The organism is Paenibacillus sp. FSL H7-0350, assembly GCF_038593195.1.
Lineage (GTDB): Bacteria > Bacillota > Bacilli > Paenibacillales > Paenibacillaceae > Paenibacillus_AQ.
On sequence record NZ_CP151972.1, the window covers coordinates 7,144,458 to 7,156,878 of the forward strand.

Sequence of the window (12,421 nt, forward strand, 5' to 3'; positions counted from 1 at the left end):
GGCCGGATAGCTGGCAGGCAAAGCGAGCGCTATTCACGTTGACAGCTTTTCCTTGTCTGCATTACTATTATATAAATCGTAAATATTACGAATGAATAACGGCAAGCGAAAGGGTCAATAGAGTGAAAACGATGAAGCGCGGAGATTTCCTGCTGATTCTCATTGTATTGCTGGCCGCCGGTTCCATCTACGGTTACAAGTGGTTCTCTAACCACAATCATCCGTATAAGCAAGGGGAACTGGAGGCCGTAATCACCGTGAACGGCAAAGCCTACAAGACTGTACAGCTGACCAAGGAAGAGCAGATTATTGATATCCGCACCAGATATGGTCATAACACGCTGAAGGTATTCGATTATGGTATTCAGATGACCTATTCCGATGCTCCGCTGACCATTGCGCTGGACATGGGATTCATCTCCCGGCCGAAGCAGCAAATTATCTGTATTCCGGCCCGTCTCCTGGTGGAAATCTCGAACCCGCAGTCTTCGCTGGAGGATGACAACGGGCTGGATGCGGTCATCTAGTCAAGGCTGCAGCTCTGTCCATGCCGCTGCGGCATCGGCGTTCGTGTACACATAAGGTGTGGACGGTGCTGCCATAGCGGTTATGCTCTGCGGAGCGATCTGCAGAGTCTCTACGCCCTCACGGAGCGTCACATGAAGCTTGCCCCGAACCTCAATCCAGGTATCGGCGGGCAGGCTTATTTGTGTACCCGGCGCAAGGAGAATGCCGAAAGGGGTGGCATCTGCCGTACAGCACTGAACCAGGAAGCGGCTGACAGCGTAGCCGGATTGACCGGACCCCTGCGGCTCACGGTACAGGAAGCCGGATACGGAGATTTCCTTGCCCTCGAACTGCGATTTGTAGAGATTAAGGGCGCCTAGCGTTTCTGAGAAAATCTCAGGGAATACAGGGATGACGGGCTGCCTGTAGAGCTGTCCTGCCAGCTCTGCAAATTCGGCCTCATAGGGGTTGGCCGGAGTGAACCTGTCCCCGGTGGCGGACTCTACGGCGGTATAAGTCAGGGTAAGGCCCTTCTTGGCCGCTGCGGCACTGCCGAGTGCCCGGTCGGGCAGCAGGAACCCGAGCAGCAGCGGAAGCAGGAACAGGCTGTACAGCGCGGAGCTGCCCATGAATGAACGGGGCAGGCGGTGCTCGCAGTCGCAGAGGGCGGAGCTTTGGCCCAGCGCACCTTGGAGCCCGAGGCTGAGCGCCATTAGGGACAGCGGAATTGGGCATAACCTGATCCAGCGGGCCAGCTTAGGCGCAACATAATAATGGAGGGCGTCCTGCTGGACCAGATGTCCGATATAGAGGGCGAAGGCGAGCAGAATAACCGCCCTGAGTACATAGTGAAACCGGATGCTCCCGGAGTTATTCATGCAGATCCTCCTCCAGATATTTGGAATTTCAGGGCAGCTACAGCCAGAATGAAGCCAGCACGGAGCCGGTGAAGACGGCCGCGGCAATGAGGAAGAACAGGTACAGGGCGAATCTGGTCTTGAACAGCGAGAGCAGCATCAGGGCGTTCTTGAAATCCAGCATTGGTCCCAGCACCATGAAGGCTAGCAGCGCTCCTGCCGGGAAGGTATGCAGGAAGGTGGACGCAACGAAGGCGTCGGAGGTGGAGCAGAGTGAGAGTGCGAAGGCCAGCCCCATCATGAATATGTAGGAGCCGAGCGGACGGTCACCAATGGCGGACAGGCTGCTCTGATTCATGAAGGTCTGGATGCCCGCAGTCAGCAGACAGCCGATGATCAGGAACTTACCCATCTCAAAAAATTCATCCGACGTATGCACCAGGACCGCCGCCGCCCGGCCCCCGCGTAGTGTGCCATGCTGCTCTTCGCTTCCCTCCCGGCGGATGGACAGGCGCAGCGGCGATCTGCGGATGGTCCCGTAGATGATCAGGCCAATACATGCCGCGACGGCAAAAGCCAGTCCCATCCGGGTGTAGGCCAGCTCCGGATGGGAGCGGAAGGCCGTCAGGGTGGCCCCGTAGACGACCGGATTGAGGATCGGGCCGGACAGAATGAAGACGATGGCAACATAGAGAGGCATCCCCTTATGCATGAGGCGGCGGACCAGTGGAATCATTCCGCATTCACAAACGGGGAAGAGGATTCCGAGCAGGCAGCCGAAGAGAATAGCCGGAACCGCGCGGCGCGGAATCCAGCGCGAGATCAGCTCGTCCGGCACGAAGACGCGGAGCAGGGAGGAGAGCAGCGCGCCCAGCAGGACAAACGGCAAGGCCTCCAGCAAAATGCCGAGGAATGCAGTTTTGAACGTGTCGACATAGCCGTTATCCAGCAGGCTCAGATGCCCGGGCAGCCACAGGCTGCCCGCTGTAAGCAGAAAAGCGGCGGAAAAGAGCAGCGGCAATATTTTAAACGGAGTAAAGGTGGTCAAAGGTTTATCGGCTCCTTCCCGCACAAGGTTCTTAGCTGAATAACGCCGCCCAGCTGCGGCTGATCGCCCTCTCGTCCAGATTCAGGCCAATGCAGACGATGTAAGGCTGGCCCGGGTAACTTGAAGGCTCCCAGGAGATGCGGTTCCCCGCGAGCTGCACCAGCTGCACGGAATCCCGGCCTGCAAGCCGTACATGGCCCTTTGCCCGCAGCAGACTGTAGCCCCATTGCCGCAAAAATTGCTCCAGCTCCTCCTGCCGGAGGCTTCCGGTCCATGCCGGGGGAACGGTTAACGTCACTGCTGCCACTTGGGAAAAAGAGTCGTCCGTCCCGGATTCAGGCTCATGTACTGCCGTTGCGCTGCCGCCGCTGCTGCTATTGTCCGTGTTCATCCGCTGGAGGGTAGCGCCGCTGATATTGCCGGGGCCGCGCCGGGGAGAAGAGCCCTTGAATCCGCGTGCTGCGATACCTGTCAGCAGCGGAGCGAGATTAATCTGGCTGTAGTGGGTGAAGACAATCTCGGATTCCGAATTTTGCTTGTAGACCATCTTCTCAATCTTCCATAGAGTCTCCGGTTCTACCAGATCGCTTTTGTTGACGATGATGAGATCAGCGGTGGTGATCTGCTTGCGCAGGGTGCGGACGAGCTGCTTGTCGGACGAGAAGCGGCTGCTGTATTCCAGTGCATTCTCGGCATCCAGCAGCGTAATGGCGTGGTGCAGCTGCAGCCGGTCTGCCAGCGCCGGAGCCAGCAGCGACTTCGCGATCTCATCCGGGTCAGCTACCCCTGTAAGCTCGATGTAGATGATGTCCGGGCGGCGTGCCAGCAGGGCGATCAGGCTGCGCGGCAGCTCCTCCTTGCGGCTGCAGCAGATGCAGCCGTCCAGCAGCTTTTCCACACTTGTGCCGGTACTCTCCTGAAGGATATAGCCGTCCACATCCTTTGCGCCCAGCTCATTCATGATTACTCCCGGGTTCAGCCCTCTCCGCTGGCTCTCCTTCAGCAGACTCAGCAGCAGGGTCGTCTTTCCGCTCCCCAGAAATCCGCTCAGTATAATCACAGGTATCTTCATGGCTCACTCTCCCGCTCCAATAGTACCGTCCCCATAAGAAGGCGGCCAAGCCGCTTCCGCTTGTAATTCCATCTATACGTCAAGCTTATTCAGGAAAGAACACTAATCTAAGCGAGCTGAAATGTTCGGGGACAGCTGTTGACAGCGGAGGGCTGGAGCGTGTAGAATGTGTAAATCGTAATAATTACGATTAAATAGAAAGGAGCAAGATGGAGATGAGAGTAATCGTTACCTTGGCCTGTACGGAGACGGGCGACCGCAACTATACCACCACGAAGAATAAGAGGACGACACCGGAACGCCTTGAGATGAGAAAATATTGCCCGCGCCTGAAGCGCATCACGCTGCACCGGGAGACCCGCTAAGCTGATTAGCCGCGCTATTCTGAAAATATAATATACAAGGAGACTACAATGGACAAAATTCCTGTAACAGTGCTAAGCGGATACCTTGGCTCCGGCAAGACTACCCTGCTCAATCATATTTTGCATAACCGTGAGGGCTTGAAGGTAGCCGTTATCGTCAATGATATGAGTGAAGTGAACGTGGATGCGAATCTGGTAAAATCCGGCAGCAGCCTCTCCCGCACAGAGGAGAAGCTGGTGGAGATGTCCAATGGCTGCATCTGCTGCACCCTCCGCGATGACCTGCTGCGCGAAGTGAATCATCTCGCCTCGGAGGGGCGTTTTGATTACATTCTGATTGAATCCTCCGGCATCAGTGAGCCGGTCCCGGTGGCCCAGACCTTCACTTACCCGAACCCTGAGCTGGATATCGACCTGACCGAGCTGGCCCGGCTGGATACGATGGTGACGGTGGTCGATGCCAATCGCTTCTGGCATGATTTCGCCTCGGGCGACAGTCTGCTGGACCGCAATATGACGGCGGGTGAAGGCGACTTCCGGGATATCGTCGATCTGCTGATCGATCAGATCGAGACCTGTGATGTGCTGCTGCTTAACAAGTGTGATCTGGTGGAGGAGGTGGAGCTTAACAAGCTGGAGGCGGTTCTGCGCAGACTTCAGCCGCGGGCGAAGATCATTCGCACGGTGAATGCACAAGTGGAGCTATCCGAGATTCTGAATACGGGATTATTCGATTTCGAACAGACTAGCCAGTCATCCGGCTGGATCGCTGAGCTTGCCAAGGAGGAACACACACCGGAGACTGAGGAATACGGCATTACCTCCTTCGTCTACCGCCGGAGAGCGCCGTTCCAGCCGCAGCGGCTGAGCTTCTTCTTCAGTAACTGGCCCTCTGAGGTCGTCCGGGCAAAAGGACTGGTCTGGCTGGCGGCCAGCGGTGATCTGGCAGCGACCATCAGCCAGGCGGGGCCGTCCATCCAGTTCGGTCCCGCCGGTTATTGGCTGGCTACCCTGCCGGAGGAGCAGCAGCAGGAGGTGCTGGCTGCGGAACCGGATGTGCTGGCGAAGTGGGACGGGCAGTGGGGAGACCGGCTGAACGAGATCGTCTTCATCGGAGTCCAGATGAACCGTGAGGATATCGAAGCCCGCCTGGACCGCTGCCTGCTGACTGCAGAGGAGATGCAGCAGGACTGGACGGCATTCAACAACCCGCTTCCTTGGCCCGTCGAGGAACTGCTTGCGGCGGGGCAGGAATAACTGCTTCTGTAATTGATAGTCTGAAAAGCCGGAATCCGCACAAAGGATTCCGGCTTTGTGCTGGTTAGGGAGTAGTTGCCGCGAAGGTAGGTGGAGCAAATGCGAATGTATGCGAAAAACCAAATACATTGTTTAGGCGCAGATGCGCATAGGCCGAATGTATGCGCTCTGAATGGCTTGGAGTTTGATGTTTTGCCGCACACTGGATTAAGTCGAAGAGGGTTAATCAGTGCGATTACGATTAATTTGAAGATTTGGGTTTACAAATCGTAATGATTACGATAATATCAATGGAGTTGAAATATAATCGTAAATATTACGAATAAAATCAATGCCTAATTTCTTTGTTTAATCCGTGGAACATACTTGGACCAAACCAACAAGTGGTCCAACACCAGACGCAGCAATAACTACGGCAGCAGCCGTAGGACCAAGCTCGAAACCAAGCACAGAATTAGGAATAGAATCAGGCACGGGAGCGTGATTACAGCGCACGGCGGGCCGACAAGAGAGGGGGAGGAATAATGATTTTGTCATCCATCAGGGATGTGGTGTTCGGTTACGGGGATGAGCCGGTCATTGACCGCTTGTCGCTGGATCTGGAGGCCGGACAGTTCATAGGGATTACCGGACCGAACGGAGCAGCGAAGACTACGCTGCTGAAGCTGATGCTGGGCCTGCTTGAGCCCTGGAGTGGAACGGTCACTCTGAACCGGGAAATTACCGGAGGAGGCAGGCTCAAGGTCGGCTATGTGCCGCAGCAGGTAGCCTCCTTCAATGCCGGATTTCCTAGCAAGGTGATTGAGCTGGTCCGTTCCGGCTGTTATTCAGGGCTGGGATTGTTCCGCCGCTTCACTAAGGAGCAGGAGGCGCTTGTAGAGAGCAGCCTGCGGCAGGTGGAGATGTGGGAGTACCGTAACCGGAGAATCGGCGAGCTGTCCGGCGGACAGAAGCAGCGGATCTGTATCGCCCGTGCGCTGGCCCAGCAGCCGCAGGTGCTGGTGCTTGATGAGCCGGTAACGGGGATGGATGCTGCCAGCCGCATCGGGTTCTACGAGCTGATGCGGCATTATGTCAGCCGCCATGGCTGGACCGTCATTATGGTTACACACGGCCTGGAAGAGACAAGTTCTTATCTGGATACCGTGATTACGCTAGAACGCAAGGAGCAGGAGGGCTGGACATGCTTGGTTACGAATTCATGCAACGCGCATTTTGGGCAGGAGGCCTGATCGGACTAATCGGACCTTTGCTGGGAGTGTATCTGATGCTGCGCAGGCAGGTGCTGATGGCGGATACATTGTCTCATGTCTCCCTTGCCGGAGTTGCCCTGGGTTCCGTACTGGGATGGAATCCAGCTCTTAGCGGCTTTGTTGTAGCTGTAGCAGGAGGGCTGATTATTGAACAGCTGCGCCGCTCTTACCGTACATACAGCGAACTTCCAGTAGCCATTATTATGACCTCCGGCCTGGCACTGGCTGTCGTGCTGATGAGTCTGAAGCAGAATCTGACCAAGAGCTTCAGCTCTTATCTGTTCGGCTCCATCGTTGCCGTAAGCGATACTCAGCTTAAGCTGATTGCCGTGGTGGCCGCAGCCGGTCTACTCTACTTCATCATTCTGCGCCGCCCGCTGTACAGCCTGACCTTCGACGAAGAGACCGCCGCTATCAGCGGTGTCCATACCGGGTGGTTGTCCTTTTCGTTCGCTGTCCTAACCGGCATGACCGTTGCCGCAGCCATGCCGGTGGTGGGAGTACTGCTTGTATCGGCTCTGATTGTGCTTCCCGCCTCCATTGCGCTGCGGATGGCCTCAGGCTTCACGGCAGCTATCATAATCTCCGTCAGCGTGGGGCTGACCGGTGTGTTCAGCGGACTTACAGCTTCCTACTATATCAACACGCCTCCAGGAGGCACGATTGCACTTATTCTGCTGTTATTTCTGCTGCTGGCCATTGCGGTGCAGAAGCTGATCAGGCTGCGCAGCCGCAGCCAGTATTCATCTCAAGCTAATGAAGAAAAGGGGTCTCACAACATATGATGAATTTCAAATCCATAGCAAAGTCCAATTCGGCAGCACCGTCCACATTCAGAATCCGTCATCTTGCCGCCTTGTCCCTGACCGCCATGCTGGTGATCTCCGGCTGCGGCAACAATACTGCGACTAAGTCCGCTTCTACCAGTAGTCCGGCGGCAACACCAGCGGCTACGGCCGAAGCTTCGTCTATACCGGCAGCGGATAAATTGAACATTAAGGTCAGCTTTTACCCGATGTATGAATTCACAAAAAGCATTACCGGCGATCTTGCCAATGTGGAGGTACTGGTTCCGCCCGGGGTCGAGCCGCATGACTGGGAACCAACCGCGAAGGATATGGCCGATATTTCGGATGCAGATGTGCTTGTCTATAATGGGGCAGGCTTGGAAGGCTGGGCGCAGCAGGTTGTGGACGGTGCGGACGGAGGCGCTCTGATTACGATAGAGGCGAGTAAAGGACTCCAGATTACTGAAGGAACAGAACATGAACATGAGCACAGCCATGAGGAGGAAGCTGCGGGTGAAGCGGACCATGATCATGACCATCATGATGAATCCACAGCCGAAGGAAGCGGTCACGGCCATTCCCATAATGATTCCGCTGCCGGCGAAGCAGACCACGATCATGACCACGGCCACGACCATGACCACGATCATGGCGGGCTTGATCCTCATGTATGGCTGGACCCGGTGTTGGCTATCCAGGAGGTTAAGACCATTGAAGCAGCACTCTCCGCAGCTTTTCCCGGAAATGCAGCGGCCTTCCACGCTAACAGCGATGCTTATATCGCCAAGCTGGAGAAGCTGGATCAGGATTTCAGAGCCGGGCTTCAGAACACGAAGCGCAAGGACTTTATTACCCAGCATGCCGCCTTTGGTTATCTGGCACAGCAATATGGCTTGACGCAGGTGCCGATTGCCGGACTGTCGCCGGAGCAGGAGCCGTCTGCTGCACAGATGGCTAAGATTGTGGAGTTCGCCAAGGCGAATAAGGTGACTACGATTTTTTTTGAGACCTTGGTCTCCTCCAGTGTCGCCGATACTATTGCCCAGGAAATAGGAGCTAAGACCGCTGTTCTGAATCCAATCGAAGGATTAACAGAGGAAGACGCTGCCCGTAATCTAGATTACCTAGGTCTGATGCGGCAGAATCTTGAAGCGCTGATCCAGGCATTGAACGAATAATAACGAAGGAGCTGATCTATAGTGGCCAAGAAATCCAAGGTTGTGAAGGAACTGAAGCGGCAGGAGCTGGTGGCGAAGTACGCTGACAAGCGCAGAGAGCTGAAGGCGGCAGGCGATATAATTGCACTGCAGAAGCTGCCCCGGGATTCCTCAGCCACCCGCCAAAAGAACAGATGCAGCGTGTCCGGCAGACCGCGCGGCTATCTGAGTACATTCAAGGTATCCCGGATCGTCTTCCGCGAGCTGGCGCATAAGGGGCAAATTCCGGGCGTTACCAAGTCCAGCTGGTAGGCTGTTAACTTCATAGATGCTATAACGGCAAGGCGGCTGATCTCTCTGTGCTACAGGAGCCAGCCGTCTTGCTGTGTCCATAGACTTTGCCGGATCGGGTAGAGTGGACTATGATAGGAGGATAGTATTGTCCTACAGAAGGAGGCTTACCTATGAGCTATACCGATACTTTTATCCGGATTGCAGATGATTGCCCGGTGGATACCGGAACCATCCCTGTCTCTGATCGTCCGCTCCCGCCTGCTCATGTTATCCAGTATCATCTGCTGGCCGGCTCACCTTACCGTTATAACCATGAAGAACTGCTGTACCAGGTGTATGTGCGGCACAAGGCCATTCCCGAAGAAGAGCGTGAATCGCGCCGGGAGGAGATCTGGGCAGCGCTGTTCTCGAAGAATCATCCGTGCCTGCGGGCTTCTATGTTGCCCAAGAAATACGGCTGGGGTGTCCATTACGATGCTGAGGGGAAGATCGCACTCTATGCCAAAGAGTCCCCAGAGTATGATTATTACACAAGTGGGGATGAAGCCGGAGTGAAGCTGCTGAATGCCATGCGGAATCAGCGGCGTTAATCTTTGGACCACGCAGGATCATATTCAGAACCACAGAAAGAAGGAGCTGCATGACAGAATATTGGAGTAAAAGATTTGCCCAGGAGGGGATGATCTGGGGGAGTGAGCCAAGTCCGTCGGCAGAATGGGCGAAGCGGAAATTCCAGGAAGCAGGAGCATCCACGGTGCTCGTTCCGGGTGCGGGGTATGGGCGGAACACCAAGGTGTTCTCTGCTGATTTTATAGTATACGGCATAGAATTAAGTGAGCCGGCGCTTGAGCTGGGTACAGCATGGGACCCGGGAACGAGCTTTATTGCAGGCTCGGCACTGGAGCCGCAGCTTGGGCAGCCAGTAGATGCTGTCTACTGCTACGATGTTCTGCATTTATTCCTCGAAGGGGACCGTCGGAGGCTGATTGAGGCCAGTCTCAGTCAGGTCAAGACCGGAGGACTGCTCTATTTCACCAGCTTCTCCGATGAAGACCCCAATAACGGCTGCGGAAGAGAGTTGGAGCCGGGCACCTTTGAATACAAAGAGGATAAATATGCCCACTTCTTCAGCGATGCCGATTTGCGGGAGCATTTTGCAGGGACGGAGATTCTGGAGACAGGTTCCTTTAGCGAATCACTACAGAGCCCGCAAGGCGGGACTCATGAATACATACTAAGAACGATCCTTGCGCTCAAACGGTAACTGCCTTCTGCGTAAGAAACGTCAACATGGCCCCTCTCTGAGGCGAGAAGGACCTTACTGTGAAACTGATGCTGTGCGTGTTCCCTAATCATTCTGCGGCTTCCTATTAATGAAGTTAATGCAGCTCGCAGTCGGCGAACAGGATATGCCGCGGAATGCGGAAGAAATTCTCGGCTTTCTCTTGCAGGGCCAATGTAGGCAGATGACAATGATGCAGCCACTTGCGGAAGGTGCCGGGATGGACGCCGATCCAGATGCTGACATCGGTTACAGAGAAATCATAAACCATGCAGAGTCCGGTCAGAATCGCGTTATGCTGCGGTGAATGGGCGAGCGTTCTTTTCATGAAACGGGATGGGGTCGGCTGGCACACAATCGGACTTTGCCGCAGAAGAGCTTCGTTGAACAGGATATGGGGCGGATAGCCTAAATGGCGGCAGACCTTGTCCAGATTGGTTCTGGAGGGAATACGTCCTTCATATACCCATGCGCTTACGCTGCGTGAGGAGACGGAGAGCTCTTCTGCAAGCCGGGAGAGCTTCATGTCCTTGGCCATCAGGATGGCCAGCAGAACGCGGTTGCGGATCTGGCTGCGTTTGGGGCGGCGAAATCTTTTGACCCGTACGCCTTGTCCAAGATATTTGCGGTTGATCAGAGACCAGGCCTGAATTTTATGTGTTTCTTGCTGATTTTTAGCCATAATACCTCCGGGTGTACTGATTTAATGAAGTGACGGATCATCTAGTTTAGCTGTAATGACTTTACCATTTCATCACGGCATTCGTCCAGAGTACAAAGCTCCTGTTTTGGTCATGAACCAAGATTGTTTCAGTAATGCTGCGGTTTATGATATATTTTTAGTAATCAATTTCACATTAAACAGGCTGGGAGCGGGATAGATGATCAAGCATATTGTTTTCTTCAAATTAAAGGACCGGTCCCCGGACAAGGTCGCAGAGACTGTTGCAGTCCTCCGTAATATGGAAGGAAGAATTCCGCAGCTGTTGTCCATTGAAGTCGGAGCCGATCTGATTCACTCGGAGCGTTCGTTCGATATCGCCCTGGTCACCGTTGTGGCCTCGATGGAAGATCTGCAGGCGTATCAGGTGCATCCGGCCCACAAGGAAGTCATTGCCCATATTAACGAGGTCAAGGAACTGTCGGTAGCAGTCGATTACGAGATCTGAGACTGCATGTACTTGCAAGGCTGGAACCCATTAAGCACGGAAAGCGGTGAGCGGAATGCGCGAGCTTGAGTATCCGATGGAAGCATTGACGTATCTGATTGTTTTTATGGCGGCGTGTGTCGTGATGGTGTTCTGGCTGAAGCGCCGGGGCAGGCGGGGGAAATAACGGCAGTTCATGTTAGGGAAGGTCACTAAATACCGCAGGGTGGAGGGTCAGCTGTGTATTATGTCAACCGGAAGCAAATAGAAGTTATTCTTGAACAGATCCCTGATCTTAATGAAGGTCTAGCACATGCAGCTTCTTCCTGGGACGGCAGTACGCTGCTGGGTCTAGTGCAGGAACGGTGCTTACATCTGGCCGTTGAAGTCGTGACGGATGTGGGCAGCTGTCTGATTGACGGGTTCATTATGCGTGATGCAGGAAGCTACGAAGATATTATATCTATTATTCATGAGGAAAAGGTGCTGGGAGACAGCGGGATCTACGAGGATTTGACTTCGCTTGTGGCTTTGCGCAAGCCGCTGGTTCAGGATTATTTCGTGTGGGAACGCAAGAATCTGCACCCCATGACCCGGACGCTGCCGGATATTCTGGACAAATTCGCCTGTGAGGTGCGCCGGTATCTGGATCAGGAGCTGGGCAGCGGAGTCACGGGCTAGCTGAAGCCGGAGCCGTGTGCAATCAGACAGAAAGGAGGTCCTTTATGGCGAAGAAGAGTCAGGGGAGCGGTTCAACCCGGCGGATGATTATGACGCTGCTGAAGATGAGAGGTCCGCTGACGATCAGCGCTCTTGCTGAAGAGTTGGGAATTACCGAGATGGGTGTCCGCCGCCATGTGCTTCAGCTGGAGCAGGAGTCGCTTGTAAGGACCAAGGTCGTGCGCCAGGCCATGGGACGTCCGATGCATGTATATTCGCTTACCGAGCGGGCGGAGGATCATTTTCCCAAAAGCTATCACAATCTGGCGCTGGAGCTGCTGCGGGAGTTGGACCACGGGAGCGGTGTGGATGCGGTCAATATGCTGTTTGAAGGCCGTAAGCGGCGGATGCTTGCCCAGTACAGCCCTATGATGCAGAGCCGTGAGCTGGAGGAACGGGTTGCGGAGCTGTCAACGATTCAGAATGCCGGGGGCTATATGGCGGAGTGGAGCAAGGAAGAGGACGGCTCGTACACACTGCGGGAGTATAATTGTCCCATCCGTCAGGTAGCTGCCCAGTACCGCAAGGCCTGCCAGTGCGAGCAGCATTTGTTCGAGGAGCTGCTGGAGGCGAAGGTGACCCGCAGTGAGTGTATGGCGGAGGGCGGCCAATGCTGCCGGTATGCTATCACGCCGAATTCCAAGCAGAAAACTTCTGAAATCAAGAGCTGAGC

Annotated in this window: 16 protein-coding genes; 12 read left to right on the top strand and 4 right to left on the bottom strand. The window is 54.9% G+C overall.

The window, feature by feature from the left end; translation table 11 throughout:
- Positions 1-131 precede the first annotated feature (131 nt).
- Complete coding sequence (locus NYE24_RS31955; protein WP_076157723.1) at positions 132-527, top strand: NusG domain II-containing protein; 396 nt, start codon at positions 132-134, stop codon at positions 525-527.
- Here NYE24_RS31955 and NYE24_RS31960 read toward each other — a convergent pair whose 3' ends face one another.
- Genes NYE24_RS31960 through NYE24_RS31970 form a run of 3 tightly spaced genes read right to left on the bottom strand, consistent with a single transcriptional unit; the run spans position 528 to position 3,484 of the window.
- Positions 528-1,385, bottom strand: a complete 858-nt coding sequence (locus NYE24_RS31960; RefSeq protein WP_342477568.1) for a TIGR03943 family protein — start codon at positions 1,383-1,385, stop codon at positions 528-530.
- A 37-nt stretch (positions 1,386-1,422) separates the two neighbouring features.
- Positions 1,423-2,412 carry a permease gene (locus NYE24_RS31965; protein ID WP_036702288.1) on the bottom strand — a complete coding sequence of 330 codons (990 nt, stop codon included), beginning with the start codon at positions 2,410-2,412 and terminating at the stop codon, positions 1,423-1,425.
- Positions 2,413-2,443: 31 nt separating this feature from the next.
- Positions 2,444-3,484: a GTP-binding protein gene (locus NYE24_RS31970; RefSeq protein ID WP_342477569.1), complete on the bottom strand. Its 1,041-nt coding sequence runs from the start codon at positions 3,482-3,484 to the stop codon at positions 2,444-2,446.
- Positions 3,485-3,699: 215 nt separating this feature from the next.
- On the opposite strand from NYE24_RS31970, the gene rpmG reads away from it, so the two are divergent.
- The 8 genes from rpmG (at position 3,700) to NYE24_RS32010 (ending at position 9,862) form a co-directional block, all read left to right on the top strand.
- On the top strand, positions 3,700-3,849 hold the full coding sequence (gene rpmG / locus NYE24_RS31975; RefSeq protein WP_036702285.1) for a 50S ribosomal protein L33: 150 nt from the start codon (positions 3,700-3,702) through the stop codon (positions 3,847-3,849).
- A 48-nt stretch (positions 3,850-3,897) separates the two neighbouring features.
- Positions 3,898-5,106 carry a GTP-binding protein gene (locus NYE24_RS31980; RefSeq protein ID WP_036702283.1) on the top strand — a complete coding sequence of 403 codons (1,209 nt, stop codon included), beginning with the start codon at positions 3,898-3,900 and terminating at the stop codon, positions 5,104-5,106.
- Positions 5,107-5,630: 524 nt separating this feature from the next.
- Positions 5,631-6,338, top strand: coding sequence for a metal ABC transporter ATP-binding protein (locus NYE24_RS31985; protein WP_342477570.1), 708 nt, complete (start codon positions 5,631-5,633; stop codon positions 6,336-6,338).
- Entirely contained in the window at positions 6,284-7,144 is an 861-nt protein-coding gene (locus NYE24_RS31990) for a metal ABC transporter permease (RefSeq protein ID WP_036702281.1), read from the top strand. The genes NYE24_RS31985 and NYE24_RS31990 overlap by 55 nt, the downstream gene beginning before the upstream one ends.
- Complete coding sequence (locus tag NYE24_RS31995) at positions 7,141-8,325, top strand: metal ABC transporter substrate-binding protein (RefSeq protein WP_342477571.1); 1,185 nt, start codon at positions 7,141-7,143, stop codon at positions 8,323-8,325. The genes NYE24_RS31990 and NYE24_RS31995 overlap by 4 nt, the downstream gene beginning before the upstream one ends.
- A gap of 21 nt (positions 8,326-8,346) precedes the next feature.
- Positions 8,347-8,616: a 30S ribosomal protein S14 gene (gene rpsN / locus NYE24_RS32000; RefSeq protein ID WP_036702280.1), complete on the top strand. Its 270-nt coding sequence runs from the start codon at positions 8,347-8,349 to the stop codon at positions 8,614-8,616.
- Positions 8,617-8,768: 152 nt separating this feature from the next.
- Complete coding sequence (locus tag NYE24_RS32005; protein WP_342477572.1) at positions 8,769-9,188, top strand: DUF6157 family protein; 420 nt, start codon at positions 8,769-8,771, stop codon at positions 9,186-9,188.
- 50 nt (positions 9,189-9,238) lie between these two features.
- The gene (locus tag NYE24_RS32010) at positions 9,239-9,862 is read left to right on the top strand and encodes a class I SAM-dependent methyltransferase (RefSeq protein ID WP_342477573.1); all 624 of its coding nucleotides are present in this window, start codon (positions 9,239-9,241) and stop codon (positions 9,860-9,862) included.
- Positions 9,863-9,977: 115 nt separating this feature from the next.
- On the opposite strand, the gene NYE24_RS32015 is transcribed toward NYE24_RS32010, so the two are convergent.
- Positions 9,978-10,562, bottom strand: coding sequence for a helix-turn-helix transcriptional regulator (locus NYE24_RS32015; protein WP_036702276.1), 585 nt, complete (start codon positions 10,560-10,562; stop codon positions 9,978-9,980).
- Positions 10,563-10,761: 199 nt separating this feature from the next.
- Between NYE24_RS32015 and NYE24_RS32020 the strand changes: the two genes are divergently transcribed.
- From NYE24_RS32020 to NYE24_RS32030, 3 genes are all read left to right on the top strand, one after another.
- Positions 10,762-11,049 (top strand): Dabb family protein, encoded by a 288-nt coding sequence (locus tag NYE24_RS32020; RefSeq protein WP_036702274.1) that lies wholly within the window; start codon positions 10,762-10,764, stop codon positions 11,047-11,049.
- Between the two features lie 219 nt (positions 11,050-11,268).
- Positions 11,269-11,709 carry a HepT-like ribonuclease domain-containing protein gene (locus tag NYE24_RS32025; protein ID WP_036702273.1) on the top strand — a complete coding sequence of 147 codons (441 nt, stop codon included), beginning with the start codon at positions 11,269-11,271 and terminating at the stop codon, positions 11,707-11,709.
- A 44-nt stretch (positions 11,710-11,753) separates the two neighbouring features.
- Entirely contained in the window at positions 11,754-12,419 is a 666-nt protein-coding gene (locus NYE24_RS32030; protein ID WP_342477574.1) for a metalloregulator ArsR/SmtB family transcription factor, read from the top strand.
- The last annotated feature ends 2 nt before the right edge of the window (positions 12,420-12,421 follow it).

Bases quoted from the DNA above. Each gene is read 5' to 3' on its own strand.
- NYE24_RS31955 (WP_076157723.1), top strand. From the start codon at position 132: ATGAAGCGCGGAGATTTCCTGCTGATTCTCATTGTATTGCTGGCCGCC.
- NYE24_RS31960 (WP_342477568.1), bottom strand. From the start codon at position 1,385: ATGAATAACTCCGGGAGCATCCGGTTTCACTATGTACTCAGGGCGGTT.
- NYE24_RS31970 (WP_342477569.1), bottom strand. From the start codon at position 3,484: ATGAAGATACCTGTGATTATACTGAGCGGATTTCTGGGGAGCGGAAAG.
- rpmG (WP_036702285.1), top strand. From the start codon at position 3,700: ATGAGAGTAATCGTTACCTTGGCCTGTACGGAGACGGGCGACCGCAAC.
- NYE24_RS31980 (WP_036702283.1), top strand. From the start codon at position 3,898: ATGGACAAAATTCCTGTAACAGTGCTAAGCGGATACCTTGGCTCCGGC.
- NYE24_RS31985 (WP_342477570.1), top strand. From the start codon at position 5,631: ATGATTTTGTCATCCATCAGGGATGTGGTGTTCGGTTACGGGGATGAG.
- NYE24_RS31995 (WP_342477571.1), top strand. From the start codon at position 7,141: ATGATGAATTTCAAATCCATAGCAAAGTCCAATTCGGCAGCACCGTCC.
- NYE24_RS32005 (WP_342477572.1), top strand. From the start codon at position 8,769: ATGAGCTATACCGATACTTTTATCCGGATTGCAGATGATTGCCCGGTG.
- NYE24_RS32010 (WP_342477573.1), top strand. From the start codon at position 9,239: ATGACAGAATATTGGAGTAAAAGATTTGCCCAGGAGGGGATGATCTGG.
- NYE24_RS32015 (WP_036702276.1), bottom strand. From the start codon at position 10,562: ATGGCTAAAAATCAGCAAGAAACACATAAAATTCAGGCCTGGTCTCTG.
- NYE24_RS32020 (WP_036702274.1), top strand. From the start codon at position 10,762: ATGATCAAGCATATTGTTTTCTTCAAATTAAAGGACCGGTCCCCGGAC.
- NYE24_RS32030 (WP_342477574.1), top strand. From the start codon at position 11,754: ATGGCGAAGAAGAGTCAGGGGAGCGGTTCAACCCGGCGGATGATTATG.